This window comes from Crenobacter caeni, assembly GCF_010435965.1.
Classification (GTDB): domain Bacteria; phylum Pseudomonadota; class Gammaproteobacteria; order Burkholderiales; family Chromobacteriaceae; genus Craterilacuibacter; species Craterilacuibacter caeni.
The window spans coordinates 107,350-132,997 of sequence record NZ_JAAGAA010000003.1 but is presented as its reverse complement, the minus strand read 5'-3'; the positions used below and the strand labels follow the sequence as shown (position 1 = coordinate 132,997).

General features: G+C 65.7%; 25 protein-coding genes and 1 tRNA gene. 12 read left to right on the top strand and 14 right to left on the bottom strand.

Translation table 11 applies throughout. The features are described from left to right. Positions 1-252 precede the first annotated feature (252 nt). Entirely contained in the window at positions 253-1,281 is a 1,029-nt protein-coding gene (locus GZH52_RS04445; protein ID WP_203525616.1) for a CDP-6-deoxy-delta-3,4-glucoseen reductase, read from the bottom strand. 31 nt (positions 1,282-1,312) lie between these two features. Between GZH52_RS04445 and GZH52_RS04440 the strand changes: the two genes are divergently transcribed. Beyond that, positions 1,313-2,188 carry an NAD(P)H-binding protein gene (locus GZH52_RS04440; RefSeq protein ID WP_163315291.1) on the top strand — a complete coding sequence of 292 codons (876 nt, stop codon included), beginning with the start codon at positions 1,313-1,315 and terminating at the stop codon, positions 2,186-2,188. A gap of 36 nt (positions 2,189-2,224) precedes the next feature. Next, positions 2,225-2,911 (top strand): tRNA (guanosine(46)-N7)-methyltransferase TrmB, encoded by a 687-nt coding sequence (trmB, locus tag GZH52_RS04435; protein WP_163315290.1) that lies wholly within the window; start codon positions 2,225-2,227, stop codon positions 2,909-2,911. A 1-nt stretch (position 2,912) separates the two neighbouring features. Here trmB and GZH52_RS04430 read toward each other — a convergent pair whose 3' ends face one another. Beyond that, the gene (locus GZH52_RS04430; RefSeq protein WP_163315289.1) at positions 2,913-3,398 is read right to left on the bottom strand and encodes a glutathione peroxidase; all 486 of its coding nucleotides are present in this window, start codon (positions 3,396-3,398) and stop codon (positions 2,913-2,915) included. Positions 3,399-3,449: 51 nt separating this feature from the next. Between GZH52_RS04430 and GZH52_RS04425 the strand changes: the two genes are divergently transcribed. Next, positions 3,450-3,923 carry a DUF1841 family protein gene (locus tag GZH52_RS04425; protein ID WP_163315288.1) on the top strand — a complete coding sequence of 158 codons (474 nt, stop codon included), beginning with the start codon at positions 3,450-3,452 and terminating at the stop codon, positions 3,921-3,923. Positions 3,924-3,925: 2 nt separating this feature from the next. On the opposite strand, the gene GZH52_RS04420 is transcribed toward GZH52_RS04425, so the two are convergent. Both GZH52_RS04420 and GZH52_RS04415 read right to left on the bottom strand, forming a co-directional pair. Further along, positions 3,926-4,879 (bottom strand): D-2-hydroxyacid dehydrogenase, encoded by a 954-nt coding sequence (locus tag GZH52_RS04420; RefSeq protein ID WP_432417428.1) that lies wholly within the window; start codon positions 4,877-4,879, stop codon positions 3,926-3,928. A gap of 8 nt (positions 4,880-4,887) precedes the next feature. Further along, positions 4,888-5,664: a DUF2189 domain-containing protein gene (locus GZH52_RS04415; RefSeq protein ID WP_163315286.1), complete on the bottom strand. Its 777-nt coding sequence runs from the start codon at positions 5,662-5,664 to the stop codon at positions 4,888-4,890. A gap of 158 nt (positions 5,665-5,822) precedes the next feature. Here GZH52_RS04415 and GZH52_RS04410 point away from each other — a divergent pair, with 158 nt between their 5' ends. Continuing rightward, positions 5,823-6,149, top strand: coding sequence for an FKBP-type peptidyl-prolyl cis-trans isomerase (locus GZH52_RS04410; RefSeq protein WP_163315285.1), 327 nt, complete (start codon positions 5,823-5,825; stop codon positions 6,147-6,149). A gap of 75 nt (positions 6,150-6,224) precedes the next feature. Here GZH52_RS04410 and GZH52_RS04405 read toward each other — a convergent pair whose 3' ends face one another. Then, on the bottom strand, positions 6,225-6,842 hold the full coding sequence (locus GZH52_RS04405; RefSeq protein ID WP_163315284.1) for a DedA family protein: 618 nt from the start codon (positions 6,840-6,842) through the stop codon (positions 6,225-6,227). Between the two features lie 117 nt (positions 6,843-6,959). On the opposite strand from GZH52_RS04405, the gene alr reads away from it, so the two are divergent. Continuing rightward, positions 6,960-8,042 (top strand): alanine racemase, encoded by a 1,083-nt coding sequence (gene alr, locus GZH52_RS04400; RefSeq protein ID WP_163315283.1) that lies wholly within the window; start codon positions 6,960-6,962, stop codon positions 8,040-8,042. 69 nt (positions 8,043-8,111) lie between these two features. Here alr and GZH52_RS04395 read toward each other — a convergent pair whose 3' ends face one another. The 3 genes from GZH52_RS04395 to GZH52_RS04385 are packed head-to-tail and all read right to left on the bottom strand — an operon-like array spanning position 8,112 to position 13,842. Further along, a complete protein-coding gene (locus GZH52_RS04395; protein ID WP_163315282.1) occupies positions 8,112-9,524 on the bottom strand; it encodes an efflux transporter outer membrane subunit in 1,413 nt (470 codons plus the stop codon). Further along, positions 9,517-12,666 (bottom strand): efflux RND transporter permease subunit, encoded by a 3,150-nt coding sequence (locus tag GZH52_RS04390; RefSeq protein WP_163315281.1) that lies wholly within the window; start codon positions 12,664-12,666, stop codon positions 9,517-9,519. Before GZH52_RS04390 ends, GZH52_RS04395 begins: the two co-directional genes overlap by 8 nt. 15 nt (positions 12,667-12,681) lie before the next feature. Continuing rightward, a complete protein-coding gene (locus tag GZH52_RS04385; RefSeq protein WP_163315280.1) occupies positions 12,682-13,842 on the bottom strand; it encodes an efflux RND transporter periplasmic adaptor subunit in 1,161 nt (386 codons plus the stop codon). Positions 13,843-14,035: 193 nt separating this feature from the next. On the opposite strand from GZH52_RS04385, the gene GZH52_RS04380 reads away from it, so the two are divergent. From GZH52_RS04380 to GZH52_RS04355, 6 genes are all read left to right on the top strand, one after another. Continuing rightward, complete coding sequence (locus GZH52_RS04380; protein ID WP_163315279.1) at positions 14,036-14,698, top strand: TetR family transcriptional regulator; 663 nt, start codon at positions 14,036-14,038, stop codon at positions 14,696-14,698. A 27-nt stretch (positions 14,699-14,725) separates the two neighbouring features. Beyond that, positions 14,726-15,628 (top strand): ABC transporter ATP-binding protein, encoded by a 903-nt coding sequence (locus GZH52_RS04375; protein ID WP_163315278.1) that lies wholly within the window; start codon positions 14,726-14,728, stop codon positions 15,626-15,628. Next, positions 15,628-16,383, top strand: a complete 756-nt coding sequence (locus GZH52_RS04370; protein ID WP_163315277.1) for an ABC transporter permease — start codon at positions 15,628-15,630, stop codon at positions 16,381-16,383. The genes GZH52_RS04375 and GZH52_RS04370 overlap by 1 nt, the downstream gene beginning before the upstream one ends. 25 nt (positions 16,384-16,408) lie before the next feature. Next, a complete protein-coding gene (locus GZH52_RS04365) occupies positions 16,409-16,654 on the top strand; it encodes a BolA family protein (RefSeq protein ID WP_163315276.1) in 246 nt (81 codons plus the stop codon). Between the two features lie 4 nt (positions 16,655-16,658). Beyond that, the gene (gene murA, locus GZH52_RS04360; RefSeq protein ID WP_163315275.1) at positions 16,659-17,912 is read left to right on the top strand and encodes a UDP-N-acetylglucosamine 1-carboxyvinyltransferase; all 1,254 of its coding nucleotides are present in this window, start codon (positions 16,659-16,661) and stop codon (positions 17,910-17,912) included. A 159-nt stretch (positions 17,913-18,071) separates the two neighbouring features. Next, positions 18,072-20,054: a methyl-accepting chemotaxis protein gene (locus GZH52_RS04355; RefSeq protein ID WP_163315274.1), complete on the top strand. Its 1,983-nt coding sequence runs from the start codon at positions 18,072-18,074 to the stop codon at positions 20,052-20,054. A 13-nt stretch (positions 20,055-20,067) separates the two neighbouring features. Here the strand turns inward: GZH52_RS04355 and GZH52_RS04350 are convergent, their stop codons facing one another. Further along, positions 20,068-20,241: a hypothetical protein gene (locus GZH52_RS04350; RefSeq protein ID WP_163315273.1), complete on the bottom strand. Its 174-nt coding sequence runs from the start codon at positions 20,239-20,241 to the stop codon at positions 20,068-20,070. A gap of 260 nt (positions 20,242-20,501) precedes the next feature. On the opposite strand from GZH52_RS04350, the gene GZH52_RS04345 reads away from it, so the two are divergent. Further along, positions 20,502-20,666 carry a hypothetical protein gene (locus GZH52_RS04345; protein WP_203525615.1) on the top strand — a complete coding sequence of 55 codons (165 nt, stop codon included), beginning with the start codon at positions 20,502-20,504 and terminating at the stop codon, positions 20,664-20,666. A gap of 57 nt (positions 20,667-20,723) precedes the next feature. Here GZH52_RS04345 and GZH52_RS04340 read toward each other — a convergent pair. From GZH52_RS04340 to rpsU, 5 genes are all read right to left on the bottom strand, one after another. Then, positions 20,724-20,800: transfer RNA gene (locus GZH52_RS04340), tRNA-Ile, on the bottom strand. Between the two features lie 51 nt (positions 20,801-20,851). After that, positions 20,852-22,789, bottom strand: coding sequence for an RNA polymerase sigma factor RpoD (rpoD, locus tag GZH52_RS04335; protein WP_163315271.1), 1,938 nt, complete (start codon positions 22,787-22,789; stop codon positions 20,852-20,854). 55 nt (positions 22,790-22,844) lie between these two features. After that, positions 22,845-24,656, bottom strand: coding sequence for a DNA primase (gene dnaG / locus GZH52_RS04330; RefSeq protein ID WP_163315270.1), 1,812 nt, complete (start codon positions 24,654-24,656; stop codon positions 22,845-22,847). Between the two features lie 9 nt (positions 24,657-24,665). Next, positions 24,666-25,112, bottom strand: a complete 447-nt coding sequence (locus GZH52_RS04325; RefSeq protein ID WP_163315269.1) for a GatB/YqeY domain-containing protein — start codon at positions 25,110-25,112, stop codon at positions 24,666-24,668. Between the two features lie 116 nt (positions 25,113-25,228). Then, positions 25,229-25,441 (bottom strand): 30S ribosomal protein S21, encoded by a 213-nt coding sequence (gene rpsU / locus GZH52_RS04320; RefSeq protein ID WP_136551955.1) that lies wholly within the window; start codon positions 25,439-25,441, stop codon positions 25,229-25,231. Positions 25,442-25,648: the final 207 nt, after the last annotated feature.

Genomic DNA, 25,648 nt, shown 5'->3' with positions numbered 1-25,648 from the left:
TCAATATAAACCAGCGCTGACCGAATATTTTCCATTTAAAAACAAACGTCTACTTGCCTAAATCCCGTGTCGCATCCAGGCAAAAGTCCGGGCCCATGCACCGCCCCTTCTTCCACGACAGGCCGCTTGCGCATCTGTGTACGGACGGCACGCCGCGAACTGGGCACTGTCGTAGCCGAAGGGTTGCCGCACGCCGCACCCGCATATGACAAAGGCCGCCTTGCGGCGGCCTTGCCGGGCGACAGGCGCCGCTCAGACGGTGAGCGGCGTGGCGTCCTTGGACAGGAAAAATGCATCCGAGAAGAAAGCGTCGGCAGGCAGCTTGCGCGTGCCGGTAAAGCTCGCGTGCGCGGCCTCGACCATCACCGGCGCGCCGCAGGCGTAGACCTCGTAGCCGGAGAGGTCGTCAAAGTCGTCGAGCACGGCCTGGTGGACAAAACCGGTCCGGCCGATCCAGCGGTCTTCGGCCAGCGGCTCGGACAGCACCGGGATGAAGGTGAAGTCAGGCCGGCTCGCCTGCCAGCTGGCCGCGACCTCCGCCATATAAAGGTCCGCCAGCGTGCGCGCACCCCAGTAGAGAATCATCGGGCGGTTAGCGCCATGATGGAACGCGTGCTCGACCATGGCTTTGATCGGTGCGAAACCGGTACCGGAAGCCAATAGAATCAGCGGCTTATCCGATTCGTCCCGCAGAAAGAACGAACCGAGCGGCCCCTTGAATCGCAGGATCTCCTTTTCCTGCATGCGGCCGAACACATATTCGGAGAACGAGCCGCCCGGCTGGTGACGGATATGCAGTTCGATAAAGCCCTCTTCATGCGGCGGGTTGGCGATCGAGAAACTGCGCGCCTTGCCGTCGCGCATCAGGATGTCGATATACTGGCCGGCCTTGAACTGCAGCCGCTCGGACACCGGCAGTTTCAGGCGCAGGATCGCGACGTCGTGTACCCGGTCTATCTTTTCGACCCGGCACGGCAGCGTCTTGACCTGGATATCGCCGGCGCCGGCCACCTCGCGCACTTCGATCGTCACGTCGCCGCAGGCGCGCGCACAGCAGAACAGCGCCATGCCCTGCGCACGCTCGGCGGCAGGCAGTGCCCGCTCCTGGAACCCGTCCTGCTCGACGTCGCCCTCGACTACCCTGCCCTTGCACGCGCCGCAGGCACCGTCGCGGCAGCCGTAGGGCAAGGCGATGTTTTCGCGCAAAGCGGCTTCCAGGATGGTCTCGTGCGACCCGACATTGAACGTCTTGCCCGATGGCAGTACCTTCACCCGACTCATAATGTAATCCCCGACTTGGTAATGGATCCCGATGCGCAGACTTCTGATCGTGGGCTTTGGCGATATCGCGGCACGCGCCAGCCGCCAGCTGACCCGCCGCTATCAGGTAAGCGCGCTGGTGCGGACGGAGGCATCGGCCTCGCGTGCCCGCGCGCTCGGCGTGCGGCCGCTATGTGCGGACCTGGACGACCAGTGCAGCCTCGAGCGCCTGGTTGGCGCCGTCGACGCCGTGCTGTATTGCGCGCCGCCGCCGGGCACGGGGCAAACCGACCCGAGGGTGCGGCGCCTGCTTGCCGCGCTGGGAAAGGCCAACAGCATACCACGCCGGCTGGTCTATATCAGTACCAGCGCCGTCTACGGCAACGCGCCGCACGGGCTGACCGACGAGACGCGACCGCCCTGCCCTGCCCATGCGCGCGCGCGCCGGCGGTTGGACGCGGAACGGACGCTGCGCGCCTACGCATGCTGCCACGGCGCGTCGCTGGCCATCCTGCGCGCGCCCGGCATCTACGCGGCCGACCGCCTGCCCATCCAGCGCCTGCGCGATGGCCTGCCCGTCGTCCGGGCAGAGGAAGACGGCTGGAGCAACCGCATCCACGCCGACGACCTGGCCGCGCTGTGCGTGGCCGCACTGGAGCGGCAAGGCGGCATCCGTGTCTACAACGCGAGCGACGACAGCGCGCTGAAGCATGGGGAATGGCTGGGCCTAGTCGCCGATGCAATCGGCCTACCGCCGCCGCCGGCGCTGCCGCGCGACGAGGCCGCCGCTCTGCTCGGCGCGCAGCGTTTCTCGTTCATGGCCGACTCGCGCAGGCTCTGCAACCGCCGCATCAAGCAGGAACTGGCCGTGCGCCTGGCGTGGCCGGATGGCCGCACCTTCCTCGCCAGCGTCGGACGGATTCGGTAACATCGCAGGCTTTGCCTGAATGGGGGTGAGCAAACCATGGACAACCCGGCTTACAAGCGCCACATCCGCAGCTTCGTGCTGCGCCAGGGCCACCTGACCGCCGCGCAGCAGCGCGCGATGGACGAAGGCATGCCGCGCTGGGGGATCGAGTACCGGGCCGCGCCGCTCGACCTGGACGCGGCGTTCGGCCGCACTGCGCCGAAGATCCTCGAAATCGGCTTCGGCATGGGCACCGCGACCGCGCAGATCGCCGCCGAGAACCCGGCGCAAGACTACCTGGGCATCGAGGTGCACTCGCCCGGCGTCGGCAACCTGCTCAAGCTGATCGCCGAACAGGAAATCGGCAACATCCGCGTGATCCGCCACGACGCGGTCGAAGTGCTCGACGAGATGATCGCCGACGCGTCGCTCGACGGCGTGCACATCTTCTTCCCCGACCCGTGGCACAAGAAGCGCCACCACAAGCGCCGCCTGATCCAGCCGCCGCTGGTGGACAAGCTGGTTTCCAAGCTCAAGCCCGGCGGCTACCTGCACGCGGCGACCGACTGGGAAGAATACGCTGTACAGATCATGGAAGTGTTTGCCGGCAACCCGCGGCTAGAAAACAGCTGCGAGGGTTACGCGCCGCGCCCGGACTACCGCCCGCTGACCAAGTTCGAGGCGCGCGGCATCCGTCTCGGCCACGGCGTGTGGGACATCATCTTCCGCCGCAAGGCCGGCTGAATCAGGGCTTGGGCCTGAGCAGGGCCTCGATGTCCGGCACCATCTCGGCCGGCTCGAGCGCCGGCTCGCAGCGCATTACCACCCGCCCCTCAACGTCGAGCAGGAACTTGGTGAAGTTCCACTTGATCGGGTGCGGGTGCGCCGAATCGGCCTGGGTCAGCCAGCGCCACAGCGGGTGGGCAGCCGCCCCGTTCACGTCGACCTTGGCGAACAGCGGGAAGGACACGCCGAAGCGGTTGGCACAGAAGGTGGCGATCACCGCGTCGGCGTCCGGCTCCTGGCCGCCGAACTGGTTGCAGGGAAACGCCAGCACCTCGAAGCCCTGCGGCCCGTACTGGCGGTACAGGTCCTCGAGCGCCGCGTACTGGCGGGTGTAGCCACACTCGCTGGCGGTATTGACGACCAGCACGACCTTGCCGACGAACTGCGACAGGTCAAGCGGCCGCCCGTCGATCAGGCGGGCGCTGAAGTCGGCCAGTGTATGCATCCTGCGTTCTCCTTCGCGTATAATCGGCCCCCCATCTGCGCGGAGCCGACGATGTTCAACCCCAGCCGACAGGATGCACGGCGCTTCTTCTTCGACACCTGGGCCAAGCACGGCCGGGGGGCCGAGCTGAGCGACCTTGAAAAGATCGCCCTCACCCTCCTGCTCGCCCACCCCGAATACCATCACATCGTAGACAATCCGCAGGACTACCTCGACAGCGATTGGACACCGGAAATGGGGCAGAGCAATCCCTTCCTGCACCTGGGGCTGCACCTGGCGATCGAGGAGCAGCGTTCGATCGACCAGCCGTTCGGCATCCGCTCGCTGTACGCGCAGCTTGCGCTGCGCCACGGCGACGAGCACCGCGCGCAGCACGAGATCATGGAGTGCCTGGCCGAGATGATCTGGCACGCCCAGCGCTACGGCGGCGGCCCCGACGTCAACCGCTACATCACCGGCATCCGCAAGCGGCTGGGCATGGGCGAAGAGGACGAACGCCGGCTCAATCCCGGCGAAACCGGCTAGCCCTACACCGCCCGGTTGCGCGCCTCGCCCGCAACGAAGGCGGCGATGTTGTCGACCAGCTGCCCGGCCAGCGCGCTCATCGCCTCGCGGCTGCTCCAGGCCACATGCGGGGTGACGATCAGGTTGGGCAGCCTCGCCTTGAGCAAGGGGCTGCCATTCACCGGCGGCTCCTCGGCCAGCACGTCAAAGCCCGCACCGCCAAGTTGCCCGTACTTGAGCGCGGCGACCAGCGCGAACTCGTCGACCAGCCCCCCGCGCGCGGTATTGACCAGCACGGCGCCCGGCTTCATCGCCTTGAGCTCCTGCTCGCCTATCATGCCGCGCGTCGCGTCGTTCAGCGGGCAATGCAGGGAGAGCACGTCACAGCGAGACAGTGCGTCGTCAAAGCCCAGATAACCGTCACGCACGCCCTCCGCGCCGCGCCGCTCGACAAACATCACCTGCATGCCGAACGCGCGCGCGCGCACTGCCAGCGCCTCCCCGATCCCGCCGCGGCCGAAGATGCCAAGCAAACGCCCCTTGAGGTCGCGGATCGGCGCGCCGAACAGGCAAAAGTTGGGCGAACTGGCCCACAGGCCGGCGGCGACGTCGCGCTGGTAGGCCGGCAGGTTGCGCATCAGCGCGAGCATCAGCATGAACGCGTGCTCGGCGACCGCCTCGTCGCCGTAGTGGCGGATATTGGCCACCGCGACGCCGCGTGCGCGGCAGGCTGCAAGGTCGATATGGTTGACCCCGGTCGCGGCTACCGCGATCAGCCGCAACTCGGGCAAGGCGGCCAGCTCGGCCTCGCCGATAGCCACCTTGTTGGTGATGATGACCTGCGCGCCGGCGGCGCGCGCGACGATCTCGTCGCGGCTAGTCGCGGGGTATTCGGTATAGCGATGGGGAAACGGGAAGGACGGCACCGGGACAGCCAGGCTGTCCCGGTCGAGAAACACGATCTTGGTCTGCATCAGGCCCTTGTCTAGCGCTCGTAAGTGATCATGGCGCGGTAGGCATGCCAGGTTGACAGGCCGATCAGCGGCACCACAAGCAGCAGGCCGACGAAGTAGCTGGCGAAACCGACCGCAGTCAGCGCGACGATGATAGCCGCCCAGCACAACATCGTCATCAGGTTCTTGTAGACCGCCTGTACGCTGAACACCATCGCCGAGATCGCGTCGATCTCCTTGTCCAGCATCATCGGGATCGACACCGCGCTCACCGCGAACACCAGCAGCGCGAACAAGAGGCCGACGCCGAAGTAGGCGATCAGGAAGGCCAGGTGCTCGGGCGAGAACGCCTCGCTGACCAGTATCGACAGGGTCGGCGCGCTGGTCTCGTAAAAGAGCGCGAAGATCAGCAAGGAGACACGGAACCAGCCGAACACCAACACCGCGAGCAAGGCGGCATACAGCGTGAAGCTCGGGATGTTGGCGCGCCAGGCGACCAGGCTTTGCGCGAGGTTGACCCGGTTGCCGTGGAAGATCTCGATCTGCCGCGCGATGTCGTAGAGGCCGATCGCGAGGAAAGGCCCGACCAACAGGAACAGCGCCATCAGCGTGATCACCACCTGCGGCGCTTCTTCGAAGTAGAACACCAGAAAGAAGCCCATCAGAACGAAGGCTGCGCCGTAAAACCCGGCGTCGGCGGGCGCCTTCTTGAGGTCGCGCCAGCCGGCCTTGAGCCAGTTGAGCGTGTCGGCGGGAGAAACATGGCGCACGACGGGATGGTCGTGGCTGGGCAGATGCACGGTATCCATAAAGATATCCCCTTGGTTCAAGTTCAGGTCGGCCCCCTTCTTCCCTTTATATTCGAGCCCGCCGGAAATGCTGTTGTTTTTAGAGTCCATGCTCGATTGCGGGAGGTGCGCGCCAAGCTGCGCTACAATGCGCCGGTCAACAGACTAGGACATGCACCATGAGCGAACTGATCATCGAAGACATCGAGGTAGGCACCGGCGCCGAGGCGACCAGCGGCCAGGAAGTCACCGTCCATTACAGCGGCTACCTGACCGACGGCAGCAAGTTCGACTCCAGCCGCGACCGCTACCAGCCGTTCAGCTTCCCGCTGGGCGCGGGCCATGTGATCAAGGGCTGGGACCTGGGCGTCGCCGGCATGAAGGTCGGCGGCAAGCGCAAGCTGACCATCCCGCCGCACCTCGGCTACGGCGCGCGCGGCGCCGGCGGCGTGATCCCGCCGAACGCGACCCTGGTGTTCGACGTCGAACTGCTGTCGGTCGGCTAAGCCGGCAGGCACCATGAGAAAGGCCATCCGCGCGCGGATGGCCTTTTTTGTGTCTTGTGTTGTCTCTTTCGGCGCTCAGCCGGCTTTTCTTGCGCGACGCCGGCGTCGCCACCAGATGAGCCCCAGCACGGCGCCGAGCACCCCCAGCACGGCGAAGATGCCGTACTGGCCGCGGTGCACCCATACCATCAGCTGGTCGATATTGGATGCGCCGAAATAGCCGAGGTAGACCCACACCGGCACCGAGATCAGCGCGGCAAAGCCGTCGAGCAGCAGGAAGCGCCAGTACGGGATCTGGCGGGTCATGCCCGCGGTCAGGAAGATCGGCGAGCGCAGGCCGGGCAGGAAGCGCGCGACGAACAACACCCAGTTGCCGTATTTGGCGAACTTCTCCTGCACCGCCTCGAAGCGTTCGCGGGTCAGCACCCGCGACACCAGCCGGAACCTGAGCACGCGGTCACCGAATACCCGGCCCAGGGTGAACATGGTGCCGTCGCCGATCAGCACGCCGGCCATGCCGACCGCGAACATGATGTGCACGTCGGTGTAGCCAAGGCCCGAGATGATGCCGCCGGCGACCAGCGTCACGTCCTCGGGAATGGGCAGGCCGAAGCCGCACAGCAACAGCACCAGAAAGACCGCCAGGTAACCGTAGCTGGCAAACAGGTCGAGCAGGAAGTGCAGGATATCCATCGGAAAAGGCGCTCGCGCGGCAAGGAGGCGGAACCGGGAGCCGGTACGCGGTCGCGTTGCCCCCGTCTATGAATCGGCGCTTATAATACCACAGCCCTTACACACCGAATCCTTCCCATGACACGCCCTATCCGGCTCGACATCGATCTGTCGGCCATCCGTCACAACTATCTCGTCTCCCGCGCGCAAACCAGCGCTGGCCGTACCTACGCGGTGATCAAGGCCGATGCCTACGGCCACGGCAGCCTGGAAGTCGCCCGTGCGCTCGCCGATGTCGCCGACGGCTTCGCGCTGCTCAACATCGAGGACGCCATCCGCCTGCGCCGCGCGGGCATCAGGCACCCGATGACCATGCTCGAAGGCGCGTTCGACCTCGAGGAAACCGTGCTGATGGCCGAGCACGGCATCGCCGGCGCCGTGCACAGCCCGCAGCAGATCGACTGGCTTGCCCGCCTGGACAGCGAGCGCCCCGTCGAGGCGTGGCTCAAGGTCAACAGCGGGATGAACCGGCTGGGCTTCCAGCCCGGCGAATTCGACGGCGCGCTCGCGCGGCTGCAGGCCCTGCCTTCGGTCAGGGTGAGCACGGTGATGACCCACTTCGCGACCGCCGACGACGAACGCGGCGTCGGCCAGCAATGGGCGCGCTTCCAGCCGCTGGCCGAACGCAGTGGCCTGGCCGTCAGCGCGGCCAACTCGGCGGCGACCTTCCGCCATCCGCACACCCACGGCGACGCGGTGCGTCCCGGCATCACGCTGTACGGCTGCTCGCCGTTCGCCGAAGTTGAAGGCGAGGTGCTCGGCCTGCGCCCGGGGATGACGCTGTCGGCCGACGTGATCGCGACGCAGACGCTGGCCGCAGGGGAGACCGTCGGCTACGGCGCGACCTTCACCGCCTCCCAGGCCATGCGCATCGGGGTGGTCGCCTGCGGCTACGCCGACGGCTACCCGCGCATCGTCCCCTCCGGCACGCCGGTGCTGGTCGACGGCCAGGCTTCCGGCACCGTCGGCCGCGTCTCGATGGACATGCTGGTGGTCGACCTGACCGCCCTGCCCTCGGCCGGCGTCGGTAGCCAAGTCACGCTGTGGGGCGCAGGCCTGCCGATCGAACGCATCGCCGCCGCCGCCGGCACCATCGGCTACGAGCTGATGTGCGCCGTCGCGCCGCGAGTGCCGCGCCACCACCACGACGCGCGCGGCTGAACCCCGCCCGCCTGAAGCGAAAAAAGCCCCGCGTTCGCACGCGGGGCTTTGTCTTGCCTCGTACTGCATTCAGCTCGCCGGAGATGCCTGCCAGCCGCCGCCGACCGCCTTGAAGAGGTCGATCGACGCCTGCAGCTGCGACAGCCGGGCGTCGACCAGTTGCAGTTCGGCCTGGTAGAAGCCGCGCTCGGCGTCGAGCACCTCGAGGTAGCTCGAATAGCCGTTGTCGTAGCGCAGGCGCGCCAGGCGCAGCGCTTCCTGCAGCGCCTTGTACTGCGTGAGCTGCGCCGCTTGGCGGGCCGCCGAGGTACCGGTCAGGCTCAGCGCGTTCAGCGTCTCGCCGAACGCGTTCTGGATCGCCAGCTCGTAGCCGGCCAGCGCCAGCTTCTGGCGGGCATTGGCCGCGTCGACGCCGTAACCGGTCTTGCCCCAGTCGAAGATCGGCATCGCGAGATTGGCGGCGAAGTTCCAGGTCCGGTTCGGGCCGTTGAACAGCGTGTCGAGCGCCAGGCTCTGCGAGCCGAGCGCGCCGGTCAGCCCGATGCTCGGGAAGTAGGCCGCGCGCGCGACGCCGATATTGGCGTTGGCAGCCTTGAGCTGCTGCTCGGCCGCGCGCAGGTCCGGACGACGGGTCAACAGGTCGGACGGCAAGCCGGTCGGGACTGCCGGCGGCAGCGCCAGATTCTCCAGCGCCTTGCCGCGTACCACCTTGGCGTCGACCAGCGCGCGCGGCGAGCGGCCGAGCAGCACGCCCAGCGCGTTCTCGGTCTGCCGCACCGACTGCTCGAGCAGCGGCACCTGCGCGCGGGCGCTGGCCGCCTCGGCTTCCGCCTGGCGGTAGTCGAGCTCGGAAGTCACCCCGCCCTGGAAACGGCGCTGGTTCAGGCGCAGCGATTCCTCGCGCGACACCAGCGTCTGCCGGGTGATTTCCAGCTGGGCGTCGAACGCCCTGAGCTGGAAATAGGTCTGCGCGACGGTCGCCGAGATCGACAGCCGGGCGGCTTCCTCGGCGTACTGGCTGGACAGGTAACCCGCGTACGCCGCCTCGTTGGCGCGGCGCAGCTTGCCCCACAGGTCCAGCTCCCAGCTCAAGAGGCCGTTCGCGCTGCGCACGTCGGTGACCGCCGGCGCGCCCGGGGTGCGCAGCTCGGTCGCCGAGCGCCCCTTCTGGTAGCCGGCCGTCGCGCTTAGCTGCGGCAGCAGGTTGCTGCGGGCGATCCCCGCCTGCGCGCGCGCCTCATCGACCTTGGCCGCGGCGGAGGCCAGGTTGCGGTTGTTCGCCAGCGCCTCGTCGACCAGCTGGTCGAGCACCGGGTCGCCGTACGCGCGCCACCAGGTCGGCGACACCTCCGGCGTGGTCGCCGCCACCGCGCCGGCCTGCCAGCCTTGCGGCAGCTCGACGGCGGGGCGCTGGTAGTCGGGGCCGACCGCACACGCGCTCAGCGCGAGGGCGACGGCGATCGGCAGGCACTTCTTAAGCATGGCCGGCCTCCTTGTCTTCAGCTTCGGCTGCCGGCGCTGCCGGCTTGCCGCGGTTGGAAATCTTCATGATCAGCATGAAGAAGAGCGGGATGAAGAACACCGCGATGAAGGTCGCGGCCAGCATGCCGCCGATCACGCCGGTACCGATCGCGTGACGGCTGGCGGAGCCTGCACCGCTGGAGATCGCCAGCGGGACCACGCCGAGGATGAACGCCAGCGACGTCATCACGATCGGACGGAAACGCAGCTTGGCCGCCTCCAGCGAGGCGTCGAACAGGTTCATGCCCTCCTCGTACTTCATCACCGCGAATTCGACGATCAGGATCGCGTTCTTCGCGGCCAGGCCAATCAGCGCGACCAGCGCCACCTGGAAGTAGATGTCGTTCTGCAGGCCGCGCAGCCAGGTCGCCATGATCGCGCCGAACAGCGCGAACGGCACCGCGGTCAGCACCGCCAGCGGCAGCGTCCAGCGTTCGTACTGGGCGGCCAGGATCAGGAACACCATGATCATGCCGAAGCCGAACACCATGAACGAGGATCCGCTGGTCGACTGCTCCTGGTACGCGCTACCGCTCCACGACAGCGTGTAGTCGGACGGCAGCACTTCCTTCGCGACTTCCTGCATCGCCTTGAGCGACTCGCCCGAGCTGTAGCCCGGTGCCGGGCCGCCGACCACCTTGGCCGACGGGAAGGCGTTGAAGCGCTCCAGCGTCTGCGGGCCGGTGGTCATCTCGACGGTCACCAGCGAGGTGATCGGGATCATGTTGCCGCTGGCCGAGCGCACGTAGACGTTGCGCAGGTCGTCGATCTTCGAGCGGAAGTCCGCCTCCGACTGCAGCTGCACCTTGTAGATGCGGCCGAACTTGTTGAAGTCGTTGACGTACAGCGAGCCGAAGGTGCTCTGCATGGTGTCGAACACCTGGTTGATCTGCACGCCGTAGGCGACCGTCTTCTCGCGGTCGAGCTTGACGTTGATCTGCGGCACGTCCGCCGAGAAGGTGGTCGAGACGCCGGCCAGCTCGGGCCGCTTGGCCGCCGCGGCCACCAGCTTCTTCACCTGCACGCCGATTTCTTCCGGCGACGCGCCGCTGCGGTTCTGGATGAAGGCCTCGAAGCCGCCGGTCGACGACATGCCCGAGATCGGCGGCGGGTTGAAGCCCAGCACGACGCCTTCGCTGATGCTGCCGCCGATGCGGAAGATGTCCTTCACCACCGCGAAGGCAGACTGGTCCTCGCCCTTGCGCTCGCTCCACGGCTTGAGCGTCACGAAGCTCACGCCGGCGTTGGTCTTGTTGCCGCCGGAGAGGATGTCGAAGCCGGCGAAGTTCATCACCACCGCGACCGCCGGGTTCTTCTGCAGCTCGGCACCGAACTTGTCCATCGCCTCGGCGGTGCGCGACAGCGACGCGCCGTCCGGCAGGATCGCCGCGCCGATCACGTAGCCCTGGTCCTCTTCGGGGGCCAGCGAACCTGGCACCATGCGGAACAGGCCGGCGGTGATCGCCAGCATCGCGCCGAACACCACGAACGCGAGCAGCACCCGCTTGAGCAGGAAGCGCACGCCCTCGGTGTAGCGGTGGGTGACCTTGTCGAAGAACTCGTTGAACTTGACGAAGAAGCCGGCCGGTTTCTGGTGGCCTTCCTTCAAGAGCAGCGCGCACAAGGCCGGGGTCAGCGTCAGCGCGACGATGCCGGAAATGGTCACCGACACGGCGATGGTGATCGCGAACTGCTTGTACATCTGGCCGGCGATACCGCCGAGGAACGCCACCGGCAGGAACACCGACACCAGCACCAGCACGATCGCGACCACCGGGCCTGCGACCTCTTCCATCGCCTTGATCGACGCCTCGCGCGGCGGCAGTTTCTCCTCGCTCATGATGCGCTCGACGTTCTCGAGCACGACGATCGCGTCGTCGACCACGATACCGATGGCCAGCACCATGCCGAACAGCGTCAGCGTGTTGATCGAGAAGCCCAGCGCGTACATGCCGGCGAAGGTACCGATGATGGACACTGGCACCGCCAGACACGGGATCAGCGTCGCGCGCCAGTTCTGCAAGAACAGGTAGACCACCGCGAACACCAGCACCATCGCCTCGAGGAAGGTCTTGTAGACCTCGTCGATCGACACCTTCACGAAGTCGGTGGTGTCGTACGGGATCGAGTAGCTGAGGCCGGACGGGAAGCTCTCGCCGAGCTTCGCCATGGTCGACTTCACCTGGTCGGCGACCGCCAGCTGGTTGGCGCCCGGCGACAGGTAGATGCCGATCGGCACCGTCGGCACGCCGTTGTAGGTGCCCTTGAAGTCGTAGTTGAGCGCGCCCAGCTCGACACGGGCGACGTCCTTCAGGCGCAGGTTCGAGCCGTCCGGGTTGGAACGGATGATGATGTTCTCGAATTCCTTGACGTCGGTCAGACGGCCCTGGGTGGTCACCGTGTAGGTGAACTCGCTGGCCTTGGGCATCGGCTCGGCGCCGACCTTGCCCGCCGCGTACTGCGCGTTCTGCTGGTTGATCGCGGCGGACACGTCCGACGGCGTCAGCTTGAGCTTGGCCAGCTGGTCGGGCTTGAGCCACACCCGCATCGAGTAGTCCTGCGACGCGAAGTTGACCACGTTGCCGACACCCGGAATGCGCTTGAGCTCGTCGACGATATTGAGCGTCGCGTAGTTACTGGTGTACAGCGTGTCGAAGCGGCGGTCCGGCGAGTACAGCGCGATCACCTGCAGCATCGCGGTCGACTGCTTGGTCACCGTCACGCCCTGGCGGCGCACTTCCTGCGGCAGCTGGGTCAGCGCCGACTGCACGCGGTTGTTGACGTTGATGGTCGCCTGGTCGGGGTCGGTACCGATCTTGAAGCTGACATTCAGCGTGAGCCGGCCGTTGCTCGAGCTCGACGACTGCATGTAGATCATGTCCTCGACGCCGTTGACCGACTGCTCGAGCGGCGAGGCGACGGTGTCGGCGATCACCTGGGCGGACGCGCCCGGGTAGTTCGCCTCGACCTGCACCACCGGCGGGACGATGTCGGGGTACTGCTCGACCGGCAGCGCGCGGATCGCGGCCAGACCCGCCAGCATGATGACCAGCGAGATCACCGTGGCGAAGATCGGGCGCCGGATAAAGAAGGCTGAAAACATCGGCTACGTCCTCCCTCAGCCCTGCGCGGCCGGCTGCGACGCCGACGGCTTGGCCGCGGCCGCTTTCGGTGCGAGCGGCACGCCCGGGCGCAGCTTGAGGATGTTGTCGACGATCACGCGATCCCCGGCGGCAAGGCCGGCGCCGATCACGAAGTCCTTGTCCAGCGTGTCGATCACCTCGACCGGGCGCGGCTCGGCCTTGCCGTCCTTATTGACGGTCCACACCATCTTGCCCTGCTGGGTGGTCAGCACCGCCACCTGCGGCACGGTGATCGCGTTGACGCGCTCGGCGCCCTTGAGGATCACGCGCACGAACTGGCCGGGTAGCAGCATCGCCTGCGGGTTGGCGAACTGCGCGCGGTTGCTGATGGTGCCGGTGTCCGGGTTCACCACGTTGTCCGAGAAGTTGATCTTGCCGACCTGGCTGAACATCGAGCCGTCGGCCATCTTCACTTCGACCTGGTAGCCGTTGTTGGCCGGGATGCGGATGCGGCCGGCGTCAATGTCCTTGCGCAGCTTCTGCGCCTCGTTGTCCGAGAACGAGAAGTTCACGTAGATCGGGTCGAGCTGGGAGATGCGGGTCAGCATGCTGTTGGGCGACACCAGCGAGCCTTCGGACACGATGTCGAGGCTGGTCAGCCCGGAGATCGGCGCCGACACCTTGGTGTAGCCCAGGTTGATCTGCGCCTGCTTGAGCTGCGCGCGCGCGGCTTCCACCGCGGCCTTGGCCGCTTCGTACGCGCCCAGCGCGTTGTCGCGGTCCTGCTGGCTGACTGCGTTTTCCTTGAACAACGGCAGCACGCGGTCGTAGGTGCGCTTGGCCTGGTTGAAGTCGGCCTCGCGTACCGCCAGCGTCGCCTTGGCCTGGTCGACCGCCGCGACGTAGGTCGCCGGCTCGATCTCGAACAGCGTCTCGCCCTGCTTGACGCGGCGCCCCTCGACGAAGTTGCGGTGCAGCAGGATGCCCTCGACGCGCGAGCGCACCTGCACTTCGCGGAAGCCGGCCGCCTGGCCTGCGTACTCGAAAGTCATCGGCACGTCGTGCGGCTGGATCGCCACCACCGACACCGGCATCGCCTGCATGGCCTGCTGCCCGGCACCGCCCTCCTTGCCGCCGCACGCGGACAGGCTCGCAGCCAGCGCGGTCAGCAGCAGCCACTTGCCATGTGTATTCATCGTGTTCTTTAACAAAGACATCTGGTCACCCTCGATTTGGCCGCGCCAGTACGCGCCCCTGATCTGACATGGTCGTATAACAAACCGCTAATTTTACATACATACACGCATGGATGTAAAATGAAATCCTAATTACTAATTTAATACAGGTTCCATTCAGTCGCCTTTTACATGGAATCAATACGGACAGAGCATGGCCAGAAAGACCAAGGAAGAAGCGGAACAAACCCGGCAAAGCATCCTGGATGCCGCCACCGGGGTGTTCTGGGCGAAGGGGGTCAACCGCGCCACCCTGTCGGATATCGCCAGCGCGGCCGGCGTCACCCGTGGCGCCATCTACTGGCACTTCGCTGGCAAGGACGAGATCTTCAACGCGATGTGCAACCGGATCGCGCCCCAATTCGAGCCAAGCTACCAGCGCATGCTCGAAAGCGCCAAACTCAATGCCGCGGCCAGCCTGTGGCGGCACTGCCTGGAGAGCTTCTCGATCATCACCCGTCACGACGACGTGGCGAAGGTGCTCGGCATCATCTACCTGCGCTGCGAATACGTCGACGAGACGGGTTCGCTGCAGGCAGACAGCCGCAGCTGGATCTCCGAGCAGCACCAGCGCACGCTGGCCATGCTCGAATGCGCGGCGACGCAGGGGCAGCTACAGGCAGGCGTGACCGCCCAGCAAGCCGCGCTGAGCCTGCAGGCGCTGCGCCGCGGCCTCGTGCAATTGTGGCTGGCCGCCCCCGACATCGTGCCGCTGGACGCCCAGGCCGCCACCTTGCTCTCTCCGCTCTTTTGCGGCATCTTCCGCGACCGCAGCTGGATTGCGGAGGCGCATGCGGGCGGCGGTTTAACGCTATAATGCCGCTTTTGCCCGGTCAGCGGCCGCATGCCTCCCGCCATTGTCATTTCATCGGTCAGCAAGCAGTACGGTTCTTTCACCGCACTCGATGACGTCAGCTTCCAGGTTGAGCAGGGCGAGTTCTTCGCCCTGCTCGGGCCGAACGGCGCGGGCAAGACCACGCTGATCTCGAGCATGGCCGGCCTTACCCGCCAGAGCGCCGGCAGCATCCGCATCCTCGGCCACGATACCGTCAGCGACGCCTACCAGGCGCGCATGAAGCTCGGCGTCGTCCCGCAGGAACTGGTGTTCGACCCTTTCCTGAGCGTGCGCGAGACGCTACGCTTCCAGTCAGGCTACTTCGGCATCGCCCGCAACGACGACTGGATCGACGAGTTGCTCGCCAAGCTCGGCCTCGCCGACAAGGCGGGCAGCAACCTGCGCGCGCTCTCCGGCGGCATGAAGCGGCGGGTGATGGTCGCGCAGGCGCTGGTGCACAAGCCGCCGGTCATCGTGCTGGACGAGCCGACTGCCGGCGTCGACGTCGAACTGCGGCAGAGCCTGTGGGCCTTCGTGCGCGAACTGAACGCGGCGGGCCACACCATCGTGCTGACCACGCATTACCTGGAAGAGGCCGAAGCGCTGTGCAGCCGCATCGCGATGCTGAAGAAAGGGCGGCTGATCGCGCTGGAGGACAAGGCCAAACTGCTCGCGCACAGCAACAAGCGCGACATCTCGCTCAAGCTGTCCGCGCCGCTGCCGGCGTCCCTGCAAGCGCTGCATGTACGCGACGAGGGCGAACGGGTGGTGCTCAGGCTGCCCGATATCGCGGCAATCGAATCCCTGCTCGCCACCTTGCGCACCGCCGGCGTCGAGGTGCGCGAAATGACGGTGATCGAGACCGACCTGGAGAGCGTATTCATGCGCATGATGCAAGGAGGGGCGGCCTGATGCAGGGATTCCTCACGCTGTTGCGCAAGGAGGTGCTGCGCTTCTGGAAGGTCGCCTTCCAGACGGTGGCCGCGCCTGTACTGACCGCGCTGATGTACCAGCTGATCTTCTCGCACGTGATGGCGCGCCACGCCGACGTCTACCCCGGCGTCAGCTACACCGCCTTCCTGATCCCCGGCCTCGCCATGATGTCAATGACGCAGAACGCGTTCGCCAATGCGTCGTCCAGCCTGATCCAGTCGAAGATCACCGGCAATATCGTGTTCCTGCTGCTCTCGCCGCTGGGCCCGCTGCAGCTGTTTGCCGCTTATCTTGCCGCCGCCGTGGTGCGCGGCTTGGTGGTCGGCGCAGGCGTCATCGCGGTGACCATAGGCTTCGGCCTGCCGCTGCCGGTTTCGCTGCCGTGGATTTTCGCCTTTGCTTTGCTCGGCTGCGGCGTGCTCGGCACGCTCGGGCTGATCGCCGGCATCTGGGCGGAGAAGTTCGACCAGCTGGCGGCGTTCCAGAACTTCATCATCCTGCCGCTGACCTTCCTGTCCGGCGTGTTCTATTCGATCGACAGCCTGCCGCCGGTATGGCGCGCGCTGTCGCACCTGAACCCGGTGTTCTACATGATCGACGGGTTCCGCTACGGCTTTTTCGGCCACGCCGACGTCAGCCCCTGGCTTGCGCTGTCGGTGGTGGCCGCCAGTTTCATCATTCTGTCCGCCCTGGCCTTGTGGTTGATCAAAGTCGGCTACAAGCTTCGCCACTAGGATGTTTCCCCAAGGTGTTTCAAAAATGGTCTCCCCCGACTACATCAAACAATTGATCAGCGCGTCGCTCGAGTGCAACGTCCTCCAGGTCGAAGGCGACGACGGTACCCACTTCAGCGCGCTGATCGTCAGTCCCGCCTTCTCCGGACGCGGCCGCGTGCAGCAGCACCAGCTCGTGTACAAGGCGCTGGGCGAGCGCATGCGCGACGAGATCCACGCGCTGTCGATGAAAACCTACAGCCCCGAAGAGTGGGCTGCCCAACAAGGCTGAACAAATGGAAAAACTGATCATCCGCGGCAATGGCCCGCTCAACGGTGAAATTCCCGTCTCCGGCGCCAAGAACGCGGCACTGCCCATCCTGTGCGCGAGCCTGCTGACGGGCGACACCATGCGCTACACCAACGTGCCGATGCTGCGCGACATCGCGACCACCCAGAAGCTGCTGCAGGGCATGGGCGTGCGCGTGATGACCGACAATGTGCACGAGTTCGAGATCACCGCCAACCAGATCGACACTCTGGTCGCGCCGTACGAGCTGGTGAAGACCATGCGCGCGTCGATCCTGGTGCTGGGCCCGACGCTGGCCCGCTTCGGCGAAGCTTCGGTCAGCCTGCCCGGCGGCTGCGCGATCGGCTCGCGTCCGGTCGACCAGCACATCAAGGGCCTGGTCGCGATGGGCGCCGAAGTCAGCATCGAACACGGCTACGTGAAGGCACGCGCCAAGCGCCTGCGCGGCGCCCGCATCGTGATGGACATGGTCACCGTCACCGGCACCGAAAACCTGCTGATGGCCGCCGTGCTGGCCGACGGCACCAGCGTGCTGGAAAACGCCGCGCGCGAGCCTGAGGTCACCGACCTTGCGCTGTGCCTGAACAAGATGGGCGCCAAGATCTCCGGCATCGGCACCGACCGTCTGGTGGTCGAGGGCGTCGAGGCGCTGCACGGTTGCGAACACGCGATCATGCCGGACCGCATCGAGGCGGGCACCTTCCTCGTCGCCGGCGCGATGACGCAGGGCCATATCGTGCTGCGCGGCGCGGCGCCCAAGAGCATGGAAGCGGTGCTCGACAAGCTGGTAGAGGCCGGTGCCGTGATCGAATGCGGCGACGACTGGATCTCGCTCGACATGAAGCGCCGCCCGAAGTCGGTCAATATCCGCACCCTGCCCTACCCGGCGTTCCCGACCGACATGCAGGCACAGTTCATGGCGCTCAACGCGATCGCCGACGGTGCCGCCGTGGTGACCGAGACCATCTTCGAGAACCGCTTCATGCACGTGCCGGAACTGAACCGCATGGGCGCGCATATCGAGACCGAAGGCAACACCGCGGTGATCCGCGGCGTCGAGCGCCTGTCCGGCGCGACCGTGATGGCGACCGACCTGCGCGCGTCCGCCAGCCTGGTGATCGCCGGCCTGGTCGCCGACGGCGAAACCACCGTCGAGCGCATCTATCACCTCGACCGCGGCTACGAGCATATCGAGAAGAAGCTGGGCGCGGTCGGCGCGCATATCGAACGCCTCAGCTGAACCTGTTGAAAATTTTCAACATACAGACCGCCACCGGCCACCGGATGGCGGTTTTTTCTTGCCTGCCACTCCCGCCCCCTCCGCCTCGCCTTTACACTGCTTCGCGAGACCCGTCGAAACGGGCAGATATCAAATGAAGTCAAGCAAGGGGGAGTCATCATGTTCAATACCATCCGCAGCCGTCTGCTGGTGTGGGTCGGCGCGCTGATCGTCGCCGGCTTTGCCACACTGATCGGCCTGAGCAGCTACGAACGCTGGCGGGAGGCACGGCAGAACGTAGCGGATTCGGCGAAGCTGCTCGCCGAGCGCGAGGCGATGGCGCTGCAGCAGCGGCTACAACCGGCGTACACCGTGAGCACCACCCTCGCGCAAGGCGCGGCAGCGGCCCAGGCCACACCAGGCACCGACGTTCGCGCACTGCTGTCCGACGCGACCCGCCGCGCGCTCGACGCGCAGCAGGACGCGGTCGGCGTTTTCATCGTCGCCGAGCCTGACGGGCTGGACGGGCGCGATGCCGAACTGGCGGGTAGCGAACAAGGACAGGCTGGCGGCCAGTTCGGCGTCTACTGGTACCGCGACAAAGGGCAGCCAGCCGTCGAGTGGGGCGTAGGGGAAAGCTACAAGGACGGCTATTACACTGCCCCCAAGGCCAGCGGCAAGAGCCAGATGAGCGAGCCTTACATCGACCCCGACGCCAAGGTGCTGATGGCCACGGTCTCCTCTCCCATCTTCGTGGCCGGCCGCTTCGCGGGTGTTTCCGGCGTTGATATCGCGCTGGACACCCTGCAGGCGATTGCAGGCCAGGTCAGGCCGCATGGAGACGGCTACATGACCATCTACTCGAACGGCGGCCTGCAACTGACCGGCGCCGACGCTGGGCAAAGGGGCAAGGCAGACCCGACGCTGCCGGCCGCAGCACGGGACGCCATCGCCGCCGGCAAGCCCTGGCATTACGAAGACGACGCCGGCTTCATGCACGACATTTATCCCGTCAGCGTCGGCGAGACCGGCAAGCAGTGGGCTGTTCGCGTGTCTACCCCGCTCGACGCGGCAACCGCGCCGGCGCGCGCGGCACTGGCACGCGACCTGGCGACCGGCGCCGCACTGACCGTACTGCTGCTACTGGTCTACGCCTGGCTGCTGAACCGCCAGCTCACGCCGCTGGCCGCGCTCAACCAAACCCTTGCCAATCTGGCCGGCGGCCAGGGAGACCTCACCTTCCGCCTGCCGGTCAGGGGGCGGGATGAAGTCGCGCAGGCGAGCGCATCGCTCAACGCTTTTCTCGGTGGCCTGCAGCAGATGATGCTGGACGTGCGGGACAACGGACTGACGCTGAGCCGCGACAGCGGCGCACTGAGCGAGCGGGTCGGCGAGCTTGCGCGCAGCGGCAGCGAACAGAGCCGTGCGGCGACCGCTACCGCCAGCAGCATCGAACAGCTCTCGTCTAGCATCGCGCAGATCGCCGATGCCTCCGGCACTGCCCGTACTCAGGTTCACGCAGCGGGCGAACTGGCCAAGCGGGCCGCCCGCGAAGTCGCGGTCACCCATGCCGGCATCGGCAACATCGCGCACAGCGTCGGCGAAGTCGCTGCAGTCATCCGTTCACTGGAGGCACAGTCGACCCGCATCGGCGGCATCGTCGAGACCATCCACGAGATCGCCGACCAGACCAACCTGCTCGCGCTGAACGCGGCGATCGAAGCCGCGCGGGCGGGCGAACAGGGCCGGGGCTTCGCCGTCGTCGCCGACGAGGTCCGCAAACTGGCCGAGCGCTCGGCGTCCGCCACCGTCGAGATCCGCTCGACGATCGCCGCCATGCAGCAGGAGACCGGCAAGGCGGCACAGAACATGGACGACGCGCTCGCACTTGTCGAGGAAGGCCGCACGCAGTCCGACCGGTCGGCCGGCTCGCTGCGCGACATCGAAAACAACACCCGGGAAATCCGCGGCATGATGGACGATATCGCGGCCGCCACGGCCGAACAGACCAGCGCCAGCCTGGACATCACCCGTCACGTCGAGCAGATCCACGGCATGCTGCAGCAAAGCGACCAAGCACTGGCGGCCTCCCGCACAGCCACCTCGTCGCTGGCCTCTCTCGCCGGCGAACTCGACGGCCGGATCAAGCGCTTCCGGCTCTAGGGCGGATGGCGACCTACTGGCCGGACGCCTGCGGGAGTGTGGCGTCCGGCACTTCTGCGCGTTCGGTGTATTCCTCGATCGACTGGCTGAGCAGCTCGGGAGTCAGGTAGCGGCCGTTGGAGACGGCGTGGCGCAGGCGGAGCGTGACGAAAGCCAGCAACTCCGGAGTAAGTTCGACAGTGGACATATTGCTTCCTAAATAATATTTTCCTAATATTATTACCTAGCTTACAGCACGTCCAGTTTGCTTGTATTATCATTGCAAAATTCAATGTCATTTAATTGATATTTGCATGAATCGCAAGCGGAGCTTACCAATCAGTCCACCCTACCCGCACGAAATCGGTTCACTATCCAATCCAGTACTACCGACTACGACCATCTGGAACCCTTGTGCCCGCCGCCTCCCCCTCCATCCGTTGCGATTTCTGCGCCAGGCAGGCGACCGTGCTGCTGCGCTACCGCTCACGCCTTGTCCGGCACGACATCCACTGCTGCGGCCATCCGCTATGCGAGGAATTCGCCGCCATCGCGTTGCAGCGGCTCGACCAGTTGACGCCGCCGGCCGAGCTCGCCGAGCGGACAATCGAGCGCCTGAAGCCTGAAGCCTGAAGCGGCATTGGCCCCAAATGCACGAAGGCCACCCCGCATGGGGTGGCCTTCGATATTTGGTGGGCCCTCCGGGGCTCGAACCCGGGACCAAAGGATTATGAGTCCTCTGCTCTAACCGACTGAGCTAAAGGCCCGTAGCCGCGCATTGTAACAGAATATCGTGTCGCAATGCGCGGTCAAGCCGCTTACTGCCCGTTCGGCTCGCTGTCGAGGAAGCTCTTCAGCCGCTCGGAACGCGTCGGGTGACGCAGCTTGCGCAGCGCCTTCGCCTCGATCTGGCGGATGCGCTCGCGGGTGACGTCGAACTGCTTGCCGACCTCTTCCAGCGTGTGGTCGGTATTCATGTCGATGCCGAAACGCATGCGCAGCACCTTCGCTTCGCGCGGGGTCAGCGACTCGAGCACTTCCTTGGTCGCCTCGCGCAGGCTCGAGTACATCGCCGCGTCGGACGGGGTGATGGTCACCGCGTCCTCGATGAAGTCGCCCAGGTGCGAATCGTCGTCGTCGCCGATCGGCGTTTCCATCGAGATCGGCTCCTTGGAGATCTTCATGATCTTGCGGATCTTCTCCTCGGGCATGTCCATCTTTTCGGCCAGCTCCGCCGGGTCCGGCTCGCGGCCGGTTTCCTGCAGGATCTGCCGGCTGATGCGGTTCATCTTGTTGATGGTCTCGATCATGTGCACCGGGATGCGGATAGTGCGCGCCTGGTCGGCGATCGAGCGGGTGATCGCCTGGCGGATCCACCACGTCGCGTAGGTCGAGAACTTGTAGCCGCGGCGGTATTCGAACTTGTCGACCGCCTTCATCAGGCCGATGTTGCCTTCCTGGATCAGGTCGAGGAACTGCAGGCCGCGGTTGGTGTACTTCTTGGCGATCGAAATCACCAGGCGCAGGTTCGCCTCGATCATCTCGCGCTTGGCCAGGCGTGCCTTCTTCTCGCCGGCTGCCATCTGGCGGTTGATCTCCTTGAGCGCGCCGATGGTGAGCATGGTGCGCTGCTGCAGCTCGCCCAGCTTGCTCTGGTGTTCGATCACCGCGTGCTTGAAGCGCTCGAGCGTCTCCGACCACGCCTTGCCGGCAGAGATCTCGTCTTCGACCCAGGCGACGTTGGTTTCGTTGCCCGGGAACACCTTGATGAAGTGGTTGCGGTCCATGCGCACGCGCTGCACGCAGATGGTCTGGATCTCGCGTTCGTGGCCGCGCACCTCGGCGACCAGCGTGCGCAGCGAGTCGCACAGGTTCTCGATCTGGCGGGTCGCGAAGCGTACCTTCATGAATTCGTCGGTGATCGCCTGCTGGAAGACCAGCGCCTCGGACGAACCCGAGCCATGCTTCTCGATCGCGGCGAGCATCTTGGCGTACTGTTCGCGCACGCCCGCAAAGTACTCGATCGACTGCAGCTTGAGCGCGAGCAGGTTGGCCGAGTTGGCCGCGTCGGGGTCGCCCCCCTCCTCGTCCTCTTCTTCCTCCTCTTCCTCGGCTTCGGTCAGGCTGTCGTCGTCGTCGGACGGCTCGCCGGAGAACTTGGCGTCCTCTTCCTCGCTGGCGTTCGGGTCGATGAAGCCGTCGACAACCTCGTCGATGCGCATCTCTTCGCGCTCAACCTTGTCCATCAGCGCGAGCACTTCGGCGATGGTGCCGGGGCAGGCGGAGATCGACTGGATCATGTGCTTGAGGCCGTCCTCGATCCGCTTGGCGATCTCGATCTCGCCCTCGCGGGTCAAGAGCTCGACCGTGCCCATTTCGCGCATGTACATGCGCACCGGGTCGGTGGTGCGGCCGAACTCGGAGTCGACCGAGGAGAGCGCGGCTTCGGCTTCCTCCACGGCGTCCTCGTCGGCGACGGTCGGCGTGGTGTCCGACATCAGCAGGTCTTCGGCGTTCGGTGCCTCTTCGGTCACCTGGATGCCGAGGCCGGTGATCATGCCGATAATGTTCTCGATCTGCTCGGCGTCCGAGACGTCTTCGGGCAGATGGTCGTTGATTTCTGCGAACGTCAGGTAGCCGCGTTCCTTGCCCAGCGCGATCAGCTGGCGCAAACGCTTGCGCTGCTCTTCCAGGCTCAACTGCGGGTTGTCCTGGCTGTCCTGCACGTCCTTGTCAGTCTTGGGGGAAGCCGCCATTTCGTTTCCTGCTCGGATAAAAGCCGAAAAAAACAGTTAAGTATATCACGGACCGTCACTCGGACGGCCTATGCACCGTGCGCGCCGCCATCCGGCGCATCAGTTCCTGCATCAATCTTTTTTCTTCGTCGCTCAGGTGTTCTAGTCCGCGCTGCGACAACTGTCTGAACAGCTCGTCGTCGCAGGATTCGAGCAGACGGCGCACACCATCGCGGAACATGTCGAGGTCGAGCTCGTCCGGGTTGGCCATCTCGGCCGGGTCGCGCAGCGCCTGCTGCAGCACCGCGTCGATCTGCGTTTCATAAGGCGTGCCGCGGAATGCCTCTTCCAGCCTCGCGCTGGTCGGTACCTGCTCGCTCGCCTGCACCCTGTCGATCAGCGCGACCAGACACGCCATGTCGCCGGCAAACGGCAGGCTGTCCGGCACGGCTACCTGCATCGCCCATTCCGGATTCATCAGCAGCCACTTGACCAGTTGCCGCACCGACGACGTCGCCAGCACCCGGCTCGCCTGCCTGGGTAGCCTGTATTCGCGCCGGCCTTGCGCGACCGGCTTCTCGACGCCGGTCAGGCGCTCGAACTCGGACAGGTCGATACCGGTCAGCTCGGCCAGCCGCTTGCGGATCAAGAAACCCAGCGCCGGCGCGGCGATCTGCCCGAGCATGGGCGTCGCCTGGCGAATCAGGTCGGCGTGCCCTTCCGGGGTCGACATGTCGACCCGCGCGGTCATCTCGCGCACGAAGTACGCAGACAGCGGCAGGCTCTCCTCGAGCAGTAGCCGCTCGAACGCTTCGGCCCCGTGCGCGCGGATGTACGAGTCGGGGTCGTGCTCCTGCGGCAGGAACAGGAAGTGCAGCGCCTTGCCGTCGACCAACTGTGGCAGGCTGTTTTCCAGCGCCCGCCACGCCGCCTTGCGCCCGGCCGCGTCCCCGTCGAAACAGAAGTAGACCTGGTCGGCGTGGCGCAGCAGCTTGCGCACATGCTCGCCGGTGGTCGCCGTACCCAGCGTGGCCACCGCGTAGCCGACGCCGAACTGGGCCAGCGCGACCACGTCCATATAACCCTCGACCACCAGCACCCGGTTTTGCTCGCGGATCGCCTGCCGCGCCTCGTAGAGGCCGTACAATTCGCGCCCCTTCTCGAACAACGGCGTCTCCGGCGAGTTCAGGTACTTCGGCGCGTGCGCGCTCTTCTCCTTCGACAGGATGCGTCCACCAAAACCGATGATGCCGCCGCGCTGGTTGCGGATCGGAAACATCACGCGGGCGCGGAAACGGTCGTAACGCTTGCCGTCGTCGCCGGCGATCACCAGACCCGCTTCGACCAGCCGCTCGTCCTGATAGTCGTCAAACAGGGTCGCGAGCGGCTGCACCGCATCGATCCGCGCGTCGGGCGCGAAGCCCAGCGCGTAGCGGGCGGCGATCTCGCCGGTAACACCTCGCCCCTTAAGGTAACTGACGGCAAGCGCCGACGATTTCAACTGCTGCTTGTAAAACGCCGCGGCCGAAGCCAGCATTTCCTCGAGCGACAGGCGCCTCTCGCGGGCGGCGCGCTCGCGCACGGGGTCGCCGCGCCGCTCTTCGGGCACCGGCATGCCGAGGCTGTCGGCGAGCAGGCGCACCGCGTCGACAAAATTCAGCCCCTGATACTCCATCACGAAGCCGATCGCCGAGCCGTGCGCACCGCAGCCAAAGCAGTGGTAGAACTGCTTGGACGGGCTGACGGTGAACGACGGCGACTTCTCCTTGTGGAAGGGGCAGCACGCCAGATAGTTCTGCCCGGCCTTCTTCAGCGGGACGTAACGGTCCACCACGTCGACGATGTCGACGCGGGAGAGTAGCTGGTCGATGAAGTCCTGCGGGATCATCCCGGCGGGTCAGCGGGCCAGCCGGGCCTTGATCAGCGCGGAAACCGCCGCCATGTCGGCGCGGCCGGCAAGTTTGGGACGCAGCAGGGCCATCACCTTGCCCATGTCCTGCATGCCGGCGGCGCCGCTGTCGGCGACCGCCTGCTCGATCAGCGCGGCAATTTCGGCCTCACTCAGCGGCTGCGGCATGTAGCCGGACAGCACGTCGATCTCGGCGCTCTCGGCCTCGACCAGGTCTTCACGGCCGCCGGCCTTGTACTGGGCGACCGAGTCGCGGCGCTGCTTGATCATCTTGTCGATGACCGCGGTCACCGCCGTGTCGTCCAGTTCGACCTGCTCGTCGACTTCCTTTTGCTTGATCGCGGCCATCAGCAGGCGGATGGCGCCCAGACGCACGCTGTCGCGCGCCTTCATCGCCTGTTTCATGTCGTCGTTGATCTGTTGCTTGAGCGTCATCGCACACCTGCCACGGGAAGGAAACGCCGGAGGCCTGGCCGCCGGCGAAAAATCGGGAGTACAAATGGCAAAACCGCAGGCAAAGCTGCGGTCTTGACTGAAGCTGCCGGAGAAGCTTAGTACAGCTTGGGCGGCAGTTGCTGGCTGCGGATACGCTTGTAGTGGCGCTTCACGGCAGCAGCGGCCTTGCGCTTGCGCTCGGCGGTCGGCTTTTCGTAGAACTCGCGGGCACGCAGTTCGGTCAGCAGACCGGTCTTTTCCACGGCACGCTTGAAACGGCGCATAGCTACTTCGAAGGGTTCGTTCTCTTTAACGCGAATGTTCGGCATCGACTAATGATCCTTGAGATTGTTCAGTAAGCTTGACGCTTGAAAGGCGTCGATTTTAGCAACGGGCAGGCGATAGATAAAGTCCTGAATCCGCTGTGGGTTCTTCACGGCAATGGCCGCCAAACCCTCTTAAGGAAATCACCCCCTCACTCGGAGAATCTGATGTTGCTTGTGGACGAAACCGCGGCCGGCGCGGACGCCAGAAGG